This is a genomic window from Pseudoalteromonas rubra (assembly GCF_001482385.1).
GTDB lineage: Bacteria > Pseudomonadota > Gammaproteobacteria > Enterobacterales > Alteromonadaceae > Pseudoalteromonas > Pseudoalteromonas ardens.
Map to the genome: position 1 here is coordinate 825,458 of NZ_CP013611.1, position 19,655 is coordinate 845,112.

At 47.6% G+C, this 19,655-nt stretch carries 15 protein-coding genes; 8 read left to right on the forward strand and 7 right to left on the reverse strand.

The genetic code is table 11. The annotated features are described in order from the left end of the window. Positions 1 to 231: 231 nt before the first annotated feature. Positions 232 to 2,226 (reverse strand): ThiF family adenylyltransferase, encoded by a 1,995-nt coding sequence (locus AT705_RS03690; RefSeq protein ID WP_058795538.1) that lies wholly within the window; start codon positions 2,224 to 2,226, stop codon positions 232 to 234. A gap of 9 nt (positions 2,227 to 2,235) precedes the next feature. Further along, positions 2,236 to 2,985 (reverse strand): PEP-CTERM/exosortase system-associated acyltransferase, encoded by a 750-nt coding sequence (locus AT705_RS03695; protein ID WP_058795539.1) that lies wholly within the window; start codon positions 2,983 to 2,985, stop codon positions 2,236 to 2,238. Positions 2,986 to 3,529: 544 nt separating this feature from the next. Between AT705_RS03695 and AT705_RS03705 the strand changes: the two genes are divergently transcribed. Next, positions 3,530 to 6,049 (forward strand): TonB-dependent receptor plug domain-containing protein, encoded by a 2,520-nt coding sequence (locus AT705_RS03705; protein ID WP_058795541.1) that lies wholly within the window; start codon positions 3,530 to 3,532, stop codon positions 6,047 to 6,049. Between the two features lie 416 nt (positions 6,050 to 6,465). Here the strand turns inward: AT705_RS03705 and AT705_RS25635 are convergent, their stop codons facing one another. The 3 genes from AT705_RS25635 to AT705_RS03715 all read right to left on the reverse strand — a co-directional run bounded on the left by AT705_RS25635 (position 6,466) and on the right by AT705_RS03715 (position 9,487). Beyond that, positions 6,466 to 7,047 (reverse strand): M24 family metallopeptidase, encoded by a 582-nt coding sequence (locus AT705_RS25635; RefSeq protein WP_237113778.1) that lies wholly within the window; start codon positions 7,045 to 7,047, stop codon positions 6,466 to 6,468. 12 nt (positions 7,048 to 7,059) lie between these two features. Further along, positions 7,060 to 7,818 (reverse strand): hypothetical protein, encoded by a 759-nt coding sequence (locus tag AT705_RS25640; protein WP_237113779.1) that lies wholly within the window; start codon positions 7,816 to 7,818, stop codon positions 7,060 to 7,062. 667 nt (positions 7,819 to 8,485) lie between these two features. Then, on the reverse strand, positions 8,486 to 9,487 hold the full coding sequence (locus AT705_RS03715) for an FHA domain-containing protein (protein ID WP_058795542.1): 1,002 nt from the start codon (positions 9,485 to 9,487) through the stop codon (positions 8,486 to 8,488). Between the two features lie 301 nt (positions 9,488 to 9,788). Here AT705_RS03715 and AT705_RS03720 point away from each other — a divergent pair, with 301 nt between their 5' ends. Further along, the gene (locus AT705_RS03720) at positions 9,789 to 12,365 is read left to right on the forward strand and encodes a serine/threonine-protein kinase (protein WP_058795543.1); all 2,577 of its coding nucleotides are present in this window, start codon (positions 9,789 to 9,791) and stop codon (positions 12,363 to 12,365) included. Positions 12,366 to 12,386: 21 nt separating this feature from the next. Here the strand turns inward: AT705_RS03720 and AT705_RS03725 are convergent, their stop codons facing one another. Beyond that, positions 12,387 to 12,917, reverse strand: coding sequence for a hypothetical protein (locus AT705_RS03725; protein WP_058795544.1), 531 nt, complete (start codon positions 12,915 to 12,917; stop codon positions 12,387 to 12,389). Between the two features lie 209 nt (positions 12,918 to 13,126). Between AT705_RS03725 and AT705_RS03730 the strand changes: the two genes are divergently transcribed. Beyond that, positions 13,127 to 13,885 carry a glycosyl hydrolase family 18 protein gene (locus tag AT705_RS03730; RefSeq protein ID WP_058795545.1) on the forward strand — a complete coding sequence of 253 codons (759 nt, stop codon included), beginning with the start codon at positions 13,127 to 13,129 and terminating at the stop codon, positions 13,883 to 13,885. Between the two features lie 14 nt (positions 13,886 to 13,899). Here the strand turns inward: AT705_RS03730 and AT705_RS03735 are convergent, their stop codons facing one another. Next, complete coding sequence (locus AT705_RS03735; RefSeq protein ID WP_058795546.1) at positions 13,900 to 14,301, reverse strand: ACT domain-containing protein; 402 nt, start codon at positions 14,299 to 14,301, stop codon at positions 13,900 to 13,902. A gap of 356 nt (positions 14,302 to 14,657) precedes the next feature. On the opposite strand from AT705_RS03735, the gene AT705_RS03740 reads away from it, so the two are divergent. The 5 genes from AT705_RS03740 to AT705_RS03760 all read left to right on the forward strand — a co-directional run bounded on the left by AT705_RS03740 (position 14,658) and on the right by AT705_RS03760 (position 19,623). Next, positions 14,658 to 15,563, forward strand: a complete 906-nt coding sequence (locus AT705_RS03740) for a sigma 54-interacting transcriptional regulator (RefSeq protein WP_058795547.1) — start codon at positions 14,658 to 14,660, stop codon at positions 15,561 to 15,563. Further along, a complete protein-coding gene (locus tag AT705_RS03745) occupies positions 15,454 to 16,077 on the forward strand; it encodes a helix-turn-helix domain-containing protein (protein WP_442960133.1) in 624 nt (207 codons plus the stop codon). Before AT705_RS03740 ends, AT705_RS03745 begins: the two co-directional genes overlap by 110 nt. A 238-nt stretch (positions 16,078 to 16,315) precedes the next feature. Continuing rightward, positions 16,316 to 17,446, forward strand: a complete 1,131-nt coding sequence (locus AT705_RS03750) for a DcaP family trimeric outer membrane transporter (RefSeq protein ID WP_058795549.1) — start codon at positions 16,316 to 16,318, stop codon at positions 17,444 to 17,446. 10 nt (positions 17,447 to 17,456) lie between these two features. Next, entirely contained in the window at positions 17,457 to 18,314 is an 858-nt protein-coding gene (locus tag AT705_RS03755; RefSeq protein WP_058795550.1) for a substrate-binding periplasmic protein, read from the forward strand. Positions 18,315 to 18,324: 10 nt separating this feature from the next. Further along, the gene (locus AT705_RS03760) at positions 18,325 to 19,623 is read left to right on the forward strand and encodes a dicarboxylate/amino acid:cation symporter (protein WP_058795551.1); all 1,299 of its coding nucleotides are present in this window, start codon (positions 18,325 to 18,327) and stop codon (positions 19,621 to 19,623) included. The last annotated feature ends 32 nt before the right edge of the window (positions 19,624 to 19,655 follow it).

Below are 19,655 nucleotides of genomic sequence, written 5' to 3' on the forward strand. Positions count from 1 at the left end.
TAATACGTGTAGATAGAACCGCGCTATTCTACCCTACTTTGCCGTTTCACGTAATCATTTAACTAAAAAAGCCTGTTTTAACGTCACTTTTCTAGTCGGATTCACATTCAGCGTGAGGCTGCTTTATACCAAACATCATCGCTTAGCAAAAATGAATATGTGAAATTCCGACTAATTGTCTAGTGCCGACGAGCGCGTTTATGCTGCTAAAAACATGCACCCCACCGAACGTTAGCTATCTGCAGGATTATCGCTGAGCACCAATGTCTTCAGTGAACGCCTCACGGAGCGGGATACGGGCGGTGCAGTTCTGCCCACGCGACCCATAAAGACCAGGTTTTTATGCTCAGGAATGTAAGACTTGTAGAGACGCTGACATGCCTTTGCCCGCCTGCAAACGGATTGATCGTCTGTAAAGGTCACATCGCTATCGAGGTAACGAGAGAAAATAACCGGCGTTAACCCCGGCTGTAAGCCAAGCTGCAATGCATCGGTCATTAACCAAAACCGATAAATTGCTCGCCCGGCAGCCAGATAGTCATTCTGTAACTCAGCCGGATGTGGCGCGCACAAGGTAAAATGTGCACTGGAACAAATACCCGGGAGCAGATCTAACTGAATTCTGGGTGCGAGCGTGCCAAACAGGTATCGATTTAAAAAGGCGACCCGGCTCCACTTTTTAAACGCCCACTGCATCAGCTGCCCCATGCCTTTATCTATGCCCAAAGCTTGCTCTGGTATTTTGCTGTCGCTAAATTGCTGGCCCCAATCAATGATCTCCTTATGGACGTGATACGCTTCCTTCATGGTCAATCTGGTTTTCGCATTTTTAAAGTTCAACCAGGCACACCGCCATTTTTGCGCCAGGCTCTCATAAAAGTGCAGCTTAAACCCGGCAGGTAAGCACTGCTGCAACGCCGCTTTTTCCTCATCCGTTAACGCCCGGGTCCCCATTGGACGGCGCTGCACTGTGCGGGTTTTAATATAGGGAAGCAATGGATCTGGCTTTGCGTTACTGTCCCGTTCTAATTTAACCTGATAATGGATTGTGTCAGTGAGGCCTTCTGGTGTTTGCGTCGCGGTCTGGTTTACAATCGCCCGGCAATGGTAGCGGCTTGCCACAATGTCGATGGCTTCCAGTAGCATGCCGTGTGCCAGCTCGCTGGAATGTCCATCCAGGTCATACACACTGTGATCACGGGTATTGCTGGCATAAATAATAAATGTTGTGTCACTAAGCAGTTCAAAGCGCCATGGCTGGGTGTTGTCGCCACTGGGCGCCCACCTAGCCAGTTCAATCACTTTTTCCGCCGTCGTCATCGCATTACTTGCGGGCACAGACTCGGAAAACCTGACGTCACTTTGGGGCGTCTGTAATTTTTTCCTGATCAGTTTGAACAAAAACTGCTGTAACGGGTTACGGTTGCCACCCGGTCGCCATACTTTTTTCATTTTATTGCTGAAGGCATCAAAGTGCAGGCTACGCGGCGCGCAGATAACTGGTCCACGATTAAGCAGGATTTTGGCAACCTGAGCCACTGCCACGCCCGTTGCCAGCTGGCACCCAACCACAGTCGAGGGCCCTTTTTTATTTGCCAGATCCACCGTTGACGGGTCAATCAGTGCCTGTTTTTGCAAATTGGCAGGTGTCAGGCCCAGATAAAATCGAATGTACTGTTCACTCTCTGTATATCCCGCAAGGTCAAAGTACTGCTCAAACGACATTTTACCGGGCAAGAAGTTGATGTACGCAGTCCCCATGCCAATGGGCGCAGCCGTCGTCGCCGGAATCCCCTGATCATAGCACTGTGCAAACACCCGCCGCCTGATACCCAAAACAAAGAAATCCAGTGCATCTATATAGCAATCAACATCCGCTAAAAACTCAGTCAGGTTCTGCTCGGTCACCCCCTCACTGAACCCTGTGATCTCAATCTCCGGATTGATTTCTCTGGCCATACGGATCATGGTATCAAGCTTCTTTTTGCCATAACTTGTTGTCGTCGCCCCCACCTGACGATTGGTGTTTTCGCACCCAAACTCGTCAAAATCGGCAAGGTTAAAACGTGTAATACCCAGTCTGACCAGGGCTAATAAATGAGAGCCGCCGACCCCGCCCAACCCGGCAATGGCCACCTTTTTACGTTTTAAAATCTGTTGCTCCGTGGAGGTCACCCACCCAATGTTTCTGGAGAAAGCCAGATCATAATCAAAATGCGTATTCATCATCATTCCTTAGGATAATTCACAGGCAAGTTCAGTATTGTTTAACTGCTGACACAGCCGACGCTCAACAGCCTGGTATAGCTCACTGAGTACGTCACTGCGCAGCTGCTGCGCTTTAAATTCATGCGTATCAAAGTGGTATACCGCCCTGCACCCTCGGTGCTCAATATCTTCACTGAGCCTGGTCAGGGTCAGACCGAGCATTTTGAGGTGTCTGCTTAATTTCGGACTGGCTAATAATAAGGTGCCCCGACAACCATGCAGTTTGGCAAGCGCGATACAACAAAAGTACAAGCTGACCGACATCAGCTGAGTATGTTGAGACGCAGGCTGCGACACAGTACCAGGCTCATCCTGGCGATAATCCTTGATATTTTTGCGCCTTACATCAGGCAGCAATGCCAATCGGGAGCATTCACTCAACGTCCCCGACTGCAACAAAGGCAACAACAGGCTTGTTTTTAGATATCCACCATACTGGTCCTGGCTGGGTAAGGTTAACGACGAGTGAGGCGAAGGAATGATCAATCGAATACATCCGATATATTCCTTGCTGGGCTTGTGCTGCAACAAACAATGAATGGAATGAGCGTCATATTCGTCCCGCTCCAGTTGCGTTTGCTGCCTGGCCTCCCAATTCAGCTCATCACAATAAACTTGATGACGGATAGTAAAAACAGCGTCCTTTTGTTTTTGCGACTGCGCTAGCTGCACATCAAACGTTCGCATAAACTCAGCGCCAACAGACATAGGTTCCATATTTTTCCTTCCTAACCTGAGTATTCCCGATGGCTGTGCAGTATAGGGTCGACCTATTTTGGAGACTTGGTAGAAACAACGATGTTGTGTGGAAAAAAGGGCCACATAGGACCAAAGGGGATGGACGCCTCGCTGTTAATACGTCAGTCAATCAGTTCTGTATGAAGGCTATATTTATAGGCAAGGTTGAACGCGTATTTTCGCTGGGTAACTGGCAACCTCTCACAACAATGCGTTTAACGCAGGTCTAACCAAGGATCTTCACTACGCGCTCTGAGGTAGCAAAGAACTGATTGAATGACGAAAAGTGCACCACCTTACCTCTGACGTCTCTGTGTATCTTTCGCCCACCTCTGATTGATGCTTTGTAATCTTATGATCAGCATTTAACGCAATGTAACTAAAAAAGCATAAAAACTTGAGCCATTATAATTTATAACGAATTCGAATTTCGCATCGAATTTTCCACCTTTAGTATTGCCGTCCTTTTCATGGGCAAGACTACGTAGCCCGTATAGAAATCAACATATAAACAGGAATCTCTATGTTAAGACCGAGTACTCTGGCAGCCAGCATCAGCTTGGTGCTGGGCGCCGCCGCTTCGTTTCAAATTAATGCAGAAGAAAGCCAGGCACCCAAAGCCAGTAACACCACAGAAGTGATTGAAGTCACAGGTACTCGCCGCAGCTTGCGCAGTGTTGCTGAAAGCACAGTACCGGTCGATGTGATCAGCATGGATGAAATCACCAGTTCTGGTCAGCTTGAACTGAGCCAGGTTTTGACAACGCTGGTACCCAGTTTTAATTTCCCTAATTCACAACTGGCAGACGGAACAGATCACGCTCGTCCAGCCGTATTACGCGGATTGGCGCCAGACCATACTTTGGTGCTTATCAATGGTAAGCGCCGCCATGCCAGTGCGCTGCTCAATCTAAACGGTACCGTAGGTCGTGGCTCTACAGCGGTAGACCTCAATACTATTCCAACGGCGGCTATCAAGCGCATTGAAGTTTTACGTGACGGTGCCGCTGCACAATATGGCTCAGATGCCATTGCTGGCGTGATCAACATTGTGCTAAACGATGCCGACGAAGGCGGCAACCTGTCCGTCACTTACGGTGAATACGATACTCAAATGGCCGGTTCACCTCAGCTGTTGCGTACCTACGAAGATGCTGAAGGCAACCTGGCGTTTGATAAAGGCGCAGACCGCGAGCTGAACGATGGTGGCACAACAACCATCAGCGGTAATATGGGCTTTGCATTGGGCGACAATGGCTTTATCAATGTGGCTGCTGAGCTGCGTAACAAGCAGCCGACCAATCGTTCTGGTATCGATGAGCGCGAACAATATGCCCGGGATGAAAACGGTAAGCTGGATCCACGAGAATTTTCGGCTGAGCGTTATAACCACAGGTTTGGTAAAGCCGACATCGAAGATTTCGCACTATTCTACAATGCAGGGTACACACTTAACTCCGAGCTGGACCTGTACTCCTTTGGTAGCTTCTCAAGCCGAGATGGTAATTCCGGTGGTTTCTTCCGTCGCCCACAAGATAGCCGCAACCTGACTGACGTGTATCCTGATGGCTTCTTACCACAAATTGACACCGAAGTACGCGACTACAGCTTTGCAGTCGGTGCCAAGGGTGATGCGGGTGACTGGCAGTACGACGTCAGCACAAACTATGGTCTGAACGACTTCGGCTTTGGCGTATCAAACAGCCTGAACACGTCAATGGGTGCAAGCAGCCCAACAGAGTTTGACAACGGTGCTTTGGTCTACAGTCAGCTGTTGGTTAACGCTGAAGCAAAAACCGAGCTGGACTTAGGCCTTTACGATAGTGTGTTTGTGACACTGGGCAGTGAGTACCGCCGCGAAACATATGAGATCCAGGCCGGTGAGTTAGCCTCTTACCAGACCGTTCTGGATGCTAACGGACAACCTGTTGCCGCTGGTGGTGCTCAGGTTCTTGCCGGGTTTTCACCAGAAAGTGCGGTTGATGAGTCACGTCATAACATCGCCTTGTTTGCCGAATTGGATACTTACCTGACAACAGACTGGAACCTGGTTCTGGCAGCGCGTTACGAAGATTACAGCGACTTTGGCTCTACACTGACCGGTAAACTTGCAACACGTTATGTAGTTAATGACCAACTGTCACTGCGTGGTGCACTGAGCACAGGATTCCGTGCCCCGTCTCTGGCGCAGACGTCCTACAAATCCATTGCCACGGTTTTTGAAGACGGTGTCCCTAACGAAGTAGGCTTGTATCCGGTGGATACCCCGGCGGCTGTTGCACTTGGCGCACAACCTCTAGAAGCAGAAGAGTCGGTCAATCTGACTGCCGGATTCATTTACACACAAGACGCTTTCAGCCTGACGCTGGATGCATATCGCATTGATATTGATGACCGCATTGTGATGTCAGAAAACCTCAGTGGCGACGCGGTTGAGCAGATCCTGCAACAGGCTGGTGAGTTTAACGTACAGCGTGTGCGCTACTTTACCAATGCCATCGATTCTCGTACTCAGGGCGTAGACATTGTAGCGACCTATCGCTTTGACCTGGCTGACTATGGCGATCTTAACCTCAGTGCAGCGTTGAACCTCAATGACACTGAGGTGAGCAATGTGAAAGCGAACCCAGCAGAGCTGGCTGCGCTGGGCGAAAGCTATCAGTATTTTGCTCGTCGTGAAATTGAACGCTTTGAATCCGGGACACCAGATAACAAATGGAACCTGGTTGCTAACTGGCAGCGTGGGCAGTGGCAGGTCATGGTTAAGGCAACCCGCTACGGCGAGGTCACCGACCCTTCCAGCACAGTTGAAAAAGATGAAGTACTGGATGCCAAATGGATCACTGATCTGGAAGTAGCGTACAAAGTTAATGAGCAATGGCGCGTTGCCCTTGGTGCCAATAACCTGTTTGATCAATATCCGCAGGATACCGTCAGCAACATAGGGTTCAGTAACTTTAACCAAATCTTCCCATACTCAGCGTTCTCGGCTTACAGCACAGATGGCCGCTTTGTGTACGGTAAGGTTTCATTTAACTTCTAGTAGTTTGCCTGATTTCCCGGTGGTTATGGCTGATAGCCATCGGGACGTTTTTAATACTCACCTTCAACACCTGCTCCCCGATGGCGGTTTTTGCATTGCGCTTAAATTACGCCGATTGATGAACACTTACCATACCGGCTTTAATCTGGTAGTCCATTGGCAACGCCTTATTAAACGCAATCATTTCGTTAAAAAAGAGCAGGGTCAGATTCAACCTCTTTCCGAAAAGACTCCCATCCATGCGATGAGTTAGCTTGTGTCCAGGGTGCCGCATTGGGGCGTCAAATTGCCGCACAGAACACCCTGATTTGCCGTTTCAAAGCGCCTGGGATAGACATATAAATTGTGCACCAAAATTAGGATTTACCTGATAAAACAAAGCCCGCATGTGCGGGCTTTGTATAGCTGGTTAAACGCTATCGAATAAGGTGCCATTGCGTTTGTCGACCGGCCAGATACCATACCTGCTTACCATCAAATACCGCATCCTGCTCTAGCTTGATTTGGATCCATTGATCATCCCATTCCGGTAACTGAGTTTTAATGTTACCTTCAATAGCATAGACAGTGTTTGGATAGAGTTTCCAATCCCCCTGTACAGGTGTTGGTCCCTGATTATCCCACATGCCTATGGTTGGTCCCGGCGCATGACCCACGAACCCTAAAGGGTGGGTATAGGTGCTGCTCACGATCCCTGCCGCCTCACTTTGTTTAATGGTATTGGCCAGGATCTCATTGCCCGTTAAGCCGGTTTTAAAGCTACTGGTTAAAATATCCTGCCAGCGATTACCCATCGCCATCGCCTGTTTAAGGCCCTTTGGCACATCCGTTTCATTTAATTTAAGTACATAGCCCATCTCTTGTGTGTCAGTACACTGATTGAGATAACAAATCCCCACATCGGTGTGAATGATATCTCCTGGCAAAATGGTTCGATTATATTCGCCAATAAACACGTCTTGTTCGGTAGTTTTGTCACCCTGGCGCTGAATGTTCACATACGGTTGAAACTAGGGTCTGAGCTGGAGTTCTTCGAAACGCTCACGCAAGTACCACTCAACATCCTTGGTGGTTGTAACCCCTGGCGTGATCACCTTATTGGAAAAAGCTTCAGCTATGACACGTCGTGCCAATGTTACAGCCTGAGGGTAAACATTAAGCTCCTTCTGGCTACGTGTTTCCAGCCAACGGATCGCCAGATTTTCGGCACTCACCAATCGCTCTTGGTATTTTCCGGGCAATACCTTCAATAGCTGCTGATGTAACCCGACGCTCAGACCATCAGCCAGTGCCCAGTCTTCGCTTACGTTAATGCCGATGCGTTTTGGGTCACGCTCAGCAATGACTTCAGCCAGACGCTGCCATTGCTGTGCCTTCGTGCCCCCCTTCCACACTGTCGGGTACAAGTCTCCAATGGGGTAACGACTGACACTGAAACGCTCTACACTACCATCAGCTTGCTTTGAGAAAACCAGTAATGTCGTACGCCGCGCAGCAAAAGTAGGTTGCGGCACAAGCGTATAAAACAGCTTGTCCTCACCATACTCTCGATTAATCACCAGCCACATATCCAGATCAGCTTCTTGCATCAGCTTAGGGAGTAAATTATCCAGTCGGTCTGTCACCATGTCATTAATGGGCTGAACACGCTCTCGGAATGACAATACATCGGGCAGCTCAGCTATCTGCCTGCCCTGCGCATATTCTGCAGCCTGGGAAGGCATGCTCATCCCGAATAAGGTCAAAAGTAATCCAATCGTTCTCTGCATAATTGTCCTGCTATTTGTTGATTTTCTATTGAGCTGTCGTCGCTCAGACCGCACAACCATTTAGGTATCGTTAGTCAGCGGTTTTTAATCATATTGCAGGTTTTGGGGGCCAGTAAACTATTCGGGATGAATGTCTAAAGGGGTTGTAGGTGCACTATCTCAGGTAAAGTGACAGGCAGACACATAGCCCAATTCAATGACTGGTCACAGGGCTGACCGCTTCTAAAGTGTTCAGCCATGCATGCTCAGTATGACTTAGTTATTTAGTCTCACTTAAAATTTGCAAATTATCGGTAACGTCTTTGGCCATTGGCACCAGGAAAATTTGTGCTTCCTTGAGGCGCTTAGTTGGTACGCCAAGAATATACTGGTCGCCAAACTTATACATTTCTTAGGCGTTTTCGACCAGGCTGGAATTGATGCATTAACGCAATGGCGGTAACTGGTCAATCTGGACACGAATGGCAAAGTGTTCGACGGCCAGGCACTTAACATTAAATTTCGGTGGGGCCTGAATTATTAACCATTTACCCGCTTTCAAACCAGGACAGGCCTTATAACAGGCTCAATTTAACTACGTAACCTGATATCCAGCCATGACAGGATAAGTCCGAAAACGATTTGGGCTTACCCTGATCACTTGGTTGCAACAAAGCAAACTTTGTTGCTAACCCACCATGAGCTCATCATGCTGTTGATACAAGGTAGACGCTTCAAGCTGCTGACCTTTCACAATACTGAAATGCCTGCCACCAAAACGGACCCTTCCCCGCTTGCGCTCGATAAGAGATTCGGCCATGGATTTATCTTTCATGCGGTCAACAAACTGCTTGCGCGCACGGTGGATCTGAATATTGATATGGCTTTCTGTCAGTCCTAAGTCACGCGATAATTGCTTCACCGATACCCAGCCTTGCGACGCATCATCGACTTGATGTTGTATATCTTTGACCTTGTAACGTGCCAACAGTGCGGTCAGATAATGGTGTGTCCGGGTTTCAAAATCGACTTTTTCTTGCGCTTGCTTGACCTGCAATTCGGCGTACTCTTCATCCTGGCTCAGTGTGAACAAGTACTCTAAATCGCCAGGATCCGTTTCAGCCACTTCCGCAGTGCACTCCTGCTGACTTGCTCGTGTCTGGATCAAGCTCCAGATCTGTTGCGCAAAGCGCAGTTGTTCACCATCGGTGATGCTAACCGGGTGTTCAGAACCGACTTCCTCATAACACCAGGTCTGCTCTGTGCTATTAAAATACACGATCAGTTCAGGATCTGACTCGCTGGGCAACAAATGATAGTTCTCCAACTGGATAACCGGCCCCTGACCATCAATAAGTTCATCATGACTATAGGGCACCAACAAGTCTTCTGGTGGTGCCAAGTCTGTGACACTGAAACTGTGAATACTTGAGTCTGAAAACCGGATTTCGTCATTTATGTTTAATGCAACATCCTGGTTGTAAGGCACTCTGACATCATTTAACCAGGTACCATTACGGCTCAAATCACGTAAAAACCAGTAGCCCTGTTGCCACTCAATTACGGCATGGATCCGCGAAATAGCCAATTCATCAAAGCAGCTATCCACTGAATGCTTGAGTCGCCCAAATCGATGAAATGACTTTAAATATAAATACTTAGATTGCTGTGTATGCTTTAACGTGGCCATAGTCGCTCCTCGATAACGGCTCCGGGAGGCTGTCACATATCGTGTTAAGCCAAAACCCAGTTTACTGTCCCTTTATAAGCATAACACCGTTTTCTGAAAATACAGATTTCACCGCATTACACCTAAATATTGTTATATTCAAAATAGTTACTTCTGGCCTCTTAGCGGATAAGCTGGCATTTGATTTGCTTAAACGTTACTATGACAATTCGGTACATATGGTGCTTTTCCAGGCCATTTTCCCGACATAATAAATACGTTTAAAGCGTTGCCATCCTTAAGGCACAAGATAATAGATAACATGGATAAATCGCACCAACCTTCACACACAGCGCAGCCAACGGATCACACTATCAGTGCCCGGCAAGCTGATTTACCCCCACATTATCATGTTACAAAAGTGTTAGGGGAAGGAGGGATGGGTGAAGTCTTACTCGCAGAAGATACCCGGCTCAACCGCCTGGTTGCTATCAAGCGACTTAAAATACACGGCACAGACGAAGATATCTCTGTTGCAATTGCTGAGGCACAGATCCTCGCAAGACTAAATCATACTCACATCGTTCAGCTTTACGACATAATAACGACGCCCTCGCAAGTATTCCTGATCATGGAGTACGTTGATGGCAACACCCTGCTTTTTCACCAGAAAACCCACATACTGAGCCTCGAGCAGAAGCTCTCACTGCTAATACAAATCGCCAATGGCGTTGCAGCGGCCCATCAGTGCGGTGTGATCCACTGCGACCTTAAGCCGTCTAATATCCTGATCGATATAAACCAGCTAGTCAAAATCACTGATTTTGGCATTGCGCGCCTCAGTCAGGCACATGAAGATGAGCACACGACTAAAGTGCATCAGAGCCATGGCAGTATATTGGCTGCCTCTGCGGAACAATTACGCGGCGATCCCCTGACTCCCCAGTCAGACTTGTTTTCTTTTGGCGTGCTGGCGTATGAACTTATCAGTGGGCGTCACCCATTTGGCAAAACCAAGATACGTGGGCGTATTTTAAATGGCGAATATGACGATGCCAAAGAAATCTTACCTGCTCTGCCTGAGTCACTCAGCTGCCTGCTGAACCAGCTACTTTCGGCCACCCCAACGGAACGTCCGGCAGATGCCAGACAAGTGGCCAAGCGTCTGGAACAAATTCTGATAGCACTCACACAAAACGCGATATTAGAACAAGAAACTGTGCCACTGCACGATACACCTGAACCGCAAAAAAAGACGCCCACGACAAATTTGTTCACGAATCGCCGCGTCGTATTTTTGACTTTGTGTAGCGTCTTGGTGTTTGCACTTATCACATTCTTCCAGATACTAAATGGCTCGGAACGCACAGCTCCCCGTTACATTGCAGTGCTTAAGCCACCACAAAAAAGCGTGGTGAGTGCAACCATCAACCAGGCTATCAGGCAATACATTCTGCAAAATGAAGGGCTGGAACTGGTGGTTTATAACCATGAGGCCTATCCCAGCCTTAAAGAAGTGGCCCGCGCAACGGGGGCCACTGATATTATTACCAGCGAATTAGACTGCTCTGATACCAGCTGCGAAGTGACATTTAGCAGATTATATGGCGAAAAATGGACGGTTCAGCAGCAAGTATCCTGGCCTATGCCAGCCAACACACATCTGAACAACTTTTACACGGCTCAGCAGCATGCCGCCAAATTATTTGCAGAAGTTACACCAAAAAAAGTACAGCGCTGGAAGATAAACCAACAAGAATATCTGGATTATCTTGCCATATATGAAGATGTTCATACCAATGGGGCCTACAACATCGAAAACCTCAACAGGCTTGAGGTGCTGTTAACTGACGCCCCTGCACTTTCTGCCGCGTATGCCTTGCTAGTCGATATTGGATTAAATATTTATCATCAAAATAAAGATAATGCGATACTGACTCGGCTGAGCATAAGGCTCAATAATGCACCCATAAGCTATAAACAAAGTGTCCTTTTTCAAAGAGAAATGATGCTTCTGGCGCTGGAAAAAAATGATATGCAAGCATTTGACGTGCATTATAAAAAAGCTAAAGCCAAGTCACTCAGTGAGTATGACGCGCAAATTATTTTAGCTCGGAAAGCAAAAAAACAAGGCGCACTCGATCAGTCTATCAAGCACCTCGAGCAGGCGCTCTCTTTGCGCAGTAGTACCTTTGTGATGTTTAACCTTGCCAATGATCTTTACTTAAATAGTCAGTTTGAACGTGCGATCTCCCTGTTGAATAAGATTATTCAAGTCACACCCCATGATTACCTGGCGAACCAACTGCTTGCGGACATCTTTATGATACAGGGGCAACTAGATAAGGCCATCACTCGATATCAAGTCGTTGTTCAAAAAGACCCTCAACCGATGGACTTGAATATGCTGGCGTTGACTTTGATGTTAGATCAACAATATCCGGCAGCGCTGGAAGTCGCCAGAACTCTGCCTGATGTCGAGAATAATACCTTGTTTTTATTAAACCTTGCCGACATCGAAAAGCTAAATGAAAATATGCAGGAAGCTACTCAACATTATCAACGTGTTATCCACTTAAATACAGATCAGCACTCAATGTACGAGTTACTCGACAAAGCGCAAGCGCATGCCCAGCTGGGTCAATTTGAACAAGCAATCAGCACCTTAAATCGTGCAATTAAGCTTTCTCCTGACAACAGTGAGTATGCTTTCACCGCTGCGCTGGTGTATGCATTAGCCGGTGAGCAAACGTCTGCCATCGTTCAGGCCAAAGCGGCATTAGAAGTAGGCTACGGCACGGTTTGGTTTAATTTACCCTGGTTCAGGTCTTTGTGCGGTAATCCAGGCTTTCTCGCACTATTGACACAAGAAAGCCCGCTGTGCAGAACCAGCCCTTAACCTTCACAGGCTTGATGCTGTTTAGGCTGGTTTATTTCTTCGCACGCCCACTCTAGGGTCCTGAGAGTAGAATATCTCATTCAGTTGACCCGCTGAGTTATTTAATCTCACAGCAACGAAACGGAAATCGATGGTTTCGAACATGTCACCCGGCAGAGCGGCATTGCGAAGCACATTATCAATCGTCAGCACCAGGGTTTTACCTGAGCTCTGTACTTCTGCCGTCAGATTATAATCCTGTGCATCTTGCTCACTGGACAGAGAAATACCGTTTTGCCAAAAGCGCCAATCTCCAGCAGTGCACTCTTCCATCTCAACAATAAAAACAGCCTGTTGCTTTGAGATAAGAGCACGGCGAGCATTGTCTGAAATGCCAGGTATATCACCCAGATCAAACTCAACATTGAGTTGTGCATCTTCCGACACTAACTTATATTCTCCACAGTCCGGATCGTAGTACTCTAAACCCCATTGCTCACTCGTACCCGTTGGGCTAAGTCGAAACAAAAAACTCTTGCTGTTGAGTTCTACACTCATAACTTCATTTTGCATTTTCGTCATTCCTTATCGGTTATGTCGCAGCTCAGCTTACTCCGTGTTTTAAAAAAACACCAATGAAAACCACTAATTATTATTCTTTTTATCACAACAAAAGTTCTCTTACCAACGCATGTAATAGAATGTAATACTGGTGTAATGGTCTGAGTAAACAATTCTCTTCATAGTGTTGTCCCAGATAGGTAAACTGCTAAGTTATCATTATGACATTTGAACGTAATTTACACCCTGCAGAGATCGAAAAACGCTATACTGATTGCGAAAAAGTAATGTATATAAGTGGTGTACAAGTAAGACCTGCCGGCCTTGACGGGGCCAGGCTTGTCGCCGTCGGCGGTGCTGAGGCCTTTCAGGCACATCTGGATGCAACCCGCGCAAACTACCCTAACACCCGATTATTACTCAGTCTTTCACCTGATGATAACGGCTGGCGCTATCTCAGCCAGGACATTAACGGTAGCCAGAGGTTTTGCCAGAGCGTAGTCGATTTTTTGCAATATTATGATTTGGATGGACTCAATCTGGATGCTGCCTCTTACTATGCTCAACTGGAAACACAAGCAATCAGCGGAAGCACGCGTTATCAAAACCTGATAACCATTTCATCCCATGATTTTGACGCGCTGCTGTTAGGGTTAAAATATCAGTTTGGCCAGGCAGCACGAATTTGCGAACAAACTTACTTATTAACGCAGGTGACTAACAGTACGGGGCCGCTACTAAACCATAGCTATGCTGGAGAACTGGCACCCAATTGCGATGCTATCGGAGAAATGCAAACCCAGGTGAAAAATAAAGGCCGCTCAGTCTGTCTGAGCGACAAAGAAGCCGCCACACTGAGCGGCGGTGGCTGCCATGGCAGGATGAGCGGCGTTATCAAATACCATGGAAACACGCTCAATCACGCACAAGAGCGAGATTATTTCAGATATAGCCGTTTTGTAAATTTGATAAATGATTAGAGCTGATAAGCCAATCAGCTTGACGCCGCCAGGGCAGTCAGCGCGCTCAAAGCGGCCTGCGCATGGCTGGTCTGTACAAAAATATGGTCGTGATAAAATGCAGCAACCACATTGGCGCTGATCCCCTGCTCGGTCAGGCATCGCGAAACGGCGGCAGTGAGACCAACGGCATCCAGACTGGAGTGGACGGTCAGAGTGAGCTGATGAAATGGCCCTTCAAATTCAAGGCCATACTTCTGCGCAGCTGCTTTCTCCACTATCAATGTTAAGCCTTCGGGCTCCTGAAAGGTTGCAATCGGATTCAGTGCTACATACTCCTCAAGGCGACCCGATACAGTGCAAAATACATATTCAGCTTCATGCAAAACGGGTTCCATGGTTTTAAGCAATTCTGCCAACTCAATAATGCCTGCCATTCTTGTTGTTCCTTTTTCAGGTTATTTGAACACAGTTACATTCTAGCAAACTCAAAGTGCTGCGCCAAATTCGATAAAGCTCCTAGACTGAGGCAAAACAGAGTGCAAAAGCATTAAATCAAACATATAAAACCCATCTTATTCAATTAAAATTAACCCACGTGTAATGAGAAGTAACCAATACTTCGTAGTTTACCCCGATTGAATCCTGAATAAATTCCTTAACTTGTAATCATCAACCACCTAAAAAACCTTGTTTGCAGCCATACAGCCGGGTAATAAGTCACTGAATAGGCGAACTTATTGCTTAAAAAGGAGTTTGGACAGACAAAGTTGTTATTGCTTTGGAGTCAACGATGAACGAGTTAAATCACCCAGCGACACGCCATATGTCGCCTTTCGAACAACATGCGCCCCTTACCAAATCACTCAGCCGTTATCTGAACAGCCGGCTGCCGCCACATCTGTTAAAGCAGGTACAACTGGAAGTCAGCGACTTCAATAACCCGGCCAGAACACATATCTATTTCAATCAAAACACGCAATGTACAAAAGCCGAACAACACAGCTTTCCTATTGTCTACCAGCGAAAAAAGATTGGGGCCCTTAACCTGATTAAGACTCCGGATACGCAACCAAATAAAAACCAATTATCGCTGATAACCAGTCAACTCGCCGTATTGGTCAGGCGTAATTCTGTCCAGTCTCTGTCACGCCATCACCTTGGGCATGCCATTACTCTGGCGGGCTATAGTGAACCCATCATGGCACTGGAAAAAACCATTGAACGGATCGCAGAAAGCAATTGCCCCGTGTTTATCCAGGCAGAACCAGGTAGCGAAGTACTTGATGTAGCTTGCAAACTGCATTTTAACGGCCCATCCAGTGCACATTCCTTCTATGAAGTCGATTGCGCGAGCCTGAATGATACGCAATTTTCTGAAAAGCTCCGCCATATTGCTAGTCGCTTCAAACGGGGCTGCGTATTTCTTAATAACCTGGAAAGCCTCAGTCAAACCCAACAAGGCCTGTTGTGTGATATGCTCACCACCCGCAGCTCTCATATTGGTAATGAATCCGAAGTAAACCTGCATCAGATCAGATTAATTTCTGCCACCCCTGCGCGAGCGTCACGAAGACATATTGCCGCTGGTGGATTTATTTACAAAGCGACATCGACTGTATCAGGAACAAAGATTCAGCGAAGCCGCTCGCCAATTGCTTTGCAGCTATCATTGGCCCAACAATACACAGGAACTTGAAAAAACGGTACTTCGCTTACTGACCTGCACGCAACGTCCCGAGATAGATGTCTGTCATATCAATGAATTGTGCCCGCAGCTGGTATCTGATAGCCAGTACAACAATGCGCATATAGCAACACACTGTATTCAGGCCTTGCTCGATCAACAGTTAAGTGCGTTTTCCAAGTTTCATCCTAGTTTACAAAAAGCACTCAGCTACATCAGTGCACACTGGCAACACGATCTTTCGCTGAGCACACTGGCGGCAAACGCCTATGTCAGTCCTTCTCACCTGTCCTACTTGTTTAAGCGCACACTAGACAGAAGCTTTAAACAAATTCTCGCTGAACTGAGAATACGGCATGCCTGCCTTATGCTCGAAGAAAACCCCAACATGCGGATCACCGATCTCTGTATGGATGTGGGGTTTGGCGATCTCAGTCACTTTGAAAAGATCTTTCGTCGTTTTACCCAAGTATCTCCTCGCGAGTACAAAAAACGCCTGCAGCAGGCAGTGCGCTGTCATCCCTGATAGTAATGCACCGACTCACAATGTGCCATATATCCATTCCCCGGGTCGTCACAGAAATAAACCCTCGCTGATTTGTTTGTGCACCCGGGTAACCACCAGAAACATGGCTTGTCTGAGCATTGTCATATACCGCTAAATACATTGCGGCGATTTGCCCGATTACTTCAGTACTTCCCCTCAGCGTTCTACCTACCCCAGGGCTAAGCTCCTGTTAATTATATAAAAGAAGGAAAAAATCGTGAAAAATCCATTTCTGTTTGCACTGAGTTCAGTGCTTATCAGTCCATCCGCGAACGCTACCTCCCAACTTAGTCTGTCAGGCTATATCAAGGTCGATGCGCTCTATCAGCTGTCAGGACACAGTGGGGATCGCACTGATTATGCCACCTTAGGACATGGGGAACCGACCAACACCGTGCGGGTTCATGCAAAAGAATCACGAGTCCGAGCGAGCTGGCAAAGTGATCAGCACCCCACCCTGACAAGCGTACTAGAACTGGATTTTTTTGCTGAGGGCTCTTACCCCAGTTCAGGCAGTGAAAAAATTGCTAATGGGGCCACACCTCGCCTCAGGCTCGCCTATATAGATTTCGGGCAGTGGCAGTTTGGTCAAAACTGGTCGAATTTTGTCGATGTAGCGAGTTTTCCCGAAACACTCGACTTTGCCAACGAAGCCGGTCAGGCCATGTTGCGTCAGGGTCAGATCCGATACACCTACCAACACGCCAACTGGCAGTTGAGTGTGGCCGCAGAAAATCCACAAACTGATTACACCGGGACTGAACTCTCTTCCCAATCAGATTACATCAGTGCCGATCCCGTGTTCGATATGAGCGCCCGGGCACGCCTGACATTCAGCTCAGGGCATATTTCTTTGCAGTCGGTTTACCGTCAACTAAAACTCGAAAACGCTGCTCAATCAACCCAGTCAGAAACTAAAAATGCGTTTGGTGTAGGCCTGTCAAGCAAGCTCACGCTCGGTTCGAATGCAACGCTTAAAGGTTATTTAGGATACGGCAGAGGATTAGGGCGTTATACCCAGGAAGCCAACAATTACGCCGCTTATCTGACACCCACAGGACTCAATTTGCTCAACAGCGGTGGAGGCTACCTGGCCTATCAATATCGCTTTAATGAACACTGGCGAAGTAACCTAAGCCTGGGCACAGTGCATATCTCGTACCCCAAACCGGTTACCTCTGAGAGCCCTCTGTCTTATAAATTCACCTCACTGCACTTCAACACTATCCATCAGCTGACGGCGGCCCTGTACATCGGGCTCGAGTACGCACTGGTCCGTCGAGAACTAACCAATCAGCAAACACATTGGCTACGCCGGCTTCAACTATCAACCAAATATCGCTTTTAAGGACGCGACTATGAAATCCAACCCTATATTTCTACTCTGTCTGTTATGTTGTCTATTCATCCCCTGTACCTTCGCAATTCAGTCACCAAGCGATGCCCCCGGTCTGGCGCAGGCACCCGCACTGGCCAAAATACTCAGCCGCGGCACATTGCGCGTCGCAATGTATCACAAAGATACGCCTCCATTTTACTACCACGACACCCATGGCAAGCTAACTGGTGTTGACGTAGAACTGATCCGAGGTTTTGCCGATAAGCTAGGGGTTACGCTGAGCTTTGATCGCAGTGCCAAAACCCTTAATCAGGCCATTGATATGGTTGCCGAAGATAAAGCTGATCTGGCTATTTGTAAACTCAGTATCACCTTTGAAAGAGCTAGCCGAGTGCTGTTCACCCGTCCCTATATACGCCTGCGTAAAGGCCTGCTGGTGAATCGCATTTTGCTTCAGCAACAACTCAACAATCGCAGCAAGATTGAAACTATCCAGACACTGCAAGGCAAATTGGCGGTGATTGGCAATTCTTCCTATGTCGGTTATGCCAGGCAAAGATTCAGCCAGATGACGATCGTGCCCTATCCCACCTGGCAGGACGCCATTCAGGCCCTCAAAAATCAACAAGTGATCGCGGCTTTTCGCGATGAAGCCGAGGTGAAAAAAGTCATAGTCGACAATAAAAACAATGCAATGTCATTACTCACCGTGGTGCTGGAAAAAGACTATGACCCAAAAGGCATTGCTTTGGCACCCAACGCGCACTTTTTAAAAGCGCTGCTCGAATCTTACCTCGATAACCTCTCACTGGAACTGAATGCCGACAAAGTCCTGTTCGACTACGACGACGTCATTAATCAGATCCACCGCTATTAACGGAGTAATCATGAATAAGTTTGTATTTTATCTGCACCACCTGAAAAGCAACTGGGCCATCTTTATTGGCGCCGGCGCCGGTATCCATATAGGTCTGAATGAACCCCAATTAATAAAAGTCGTATCGCCACTCGGACAGTTCTATCTCGATATGCTCACTATATGTGTGCTACCGATCTTGCTCACAGCAATTGCTTTAAGTATTGGCCGCCTGCTCAATCAACCAGACAGTCAGCGCTTTGTCAGCCGCCTGAGCTGGGTATTTCTGGGCGGTATTTTTGCAGCCAGTGCAACCGGCACTTTATTTGGTCTGATGTTCAACCCCGGCAGCCACCTGGATACCGCTTCATTAGATGCAATAGGCAACGTGATCCAGGACTTATCTGCAGTCGACCTGGCGGTCGATCTGAATGAAGCTTATCAGCCACCCAAAGAAAGCTCGCTCCTCCAGGCATTCTTTTTTACCCTGGTCCCCTCCAATATTTTTTCCGCGCTGGCCAATGGCTATACTATTAAGATGCTGTTTTTCGCCATTTTATTCGGATTTGCCATCGGCACCATCAAACACACTGTGGCAGAACACATCTGTACCTCGTTTGAGGCGATCTACTCAGCTTTTAGTAAACTCGTACAGTGGCTGATGTATGTGTTTCCATTTGGCTTGTGTGGCCTGCTAGCCTCAACGCTGTCGCAAATCGGCTCTGACGCCATTCTGGCCATGATCAAATTTATTCCTGTCGTGATCCTGACTTTTATCGGCTGGTTTGTGCTGATGTGTTTGGTACTGTGGCACCGCACAGGGACCTTCTGGTATTCTCTTAGTGCGCTCAAAGAACCCATTACGGTTTCACTGGGTACTGCAAACTCAATGGCGAGCCTGCCGGCAGCGCTCAATGCACTGACCGATAAATTTGGTTATCAAAAACAAAAGGTCGATTTACTGGTACCGCTTACTTTCAACCTTTGCCGGATAGGTCCGACCCTCTATTTTGCGCTGGCAACCGTATTTGTAGTGCAAATCTATAATCTCGATATCGATCTGCTTACCGTGGTGGTGATCATAATCGGTTCAGTTCTGGCAGGCACTGCCACAGCAGGTTCCTCAGGTGTATCCATGCTGACCATGCTGACTTTGGTATCAGGTCCGCTTGGACTTCCCCTGGATGCCGTTTTGGTGTTATTCGTGGTGATAGATCCGATTGTTGCGCCCTTTCGGGTTCTGGCCATTGTACACAGCTCATGCGCCATTATCTCGGTAGTGCTACCGAAACCCAACGCAGACGAAAACCGACTCGCACATCAATCTTAGCAGCGCATTCGGGTCGCCCATTAGCGACCCGA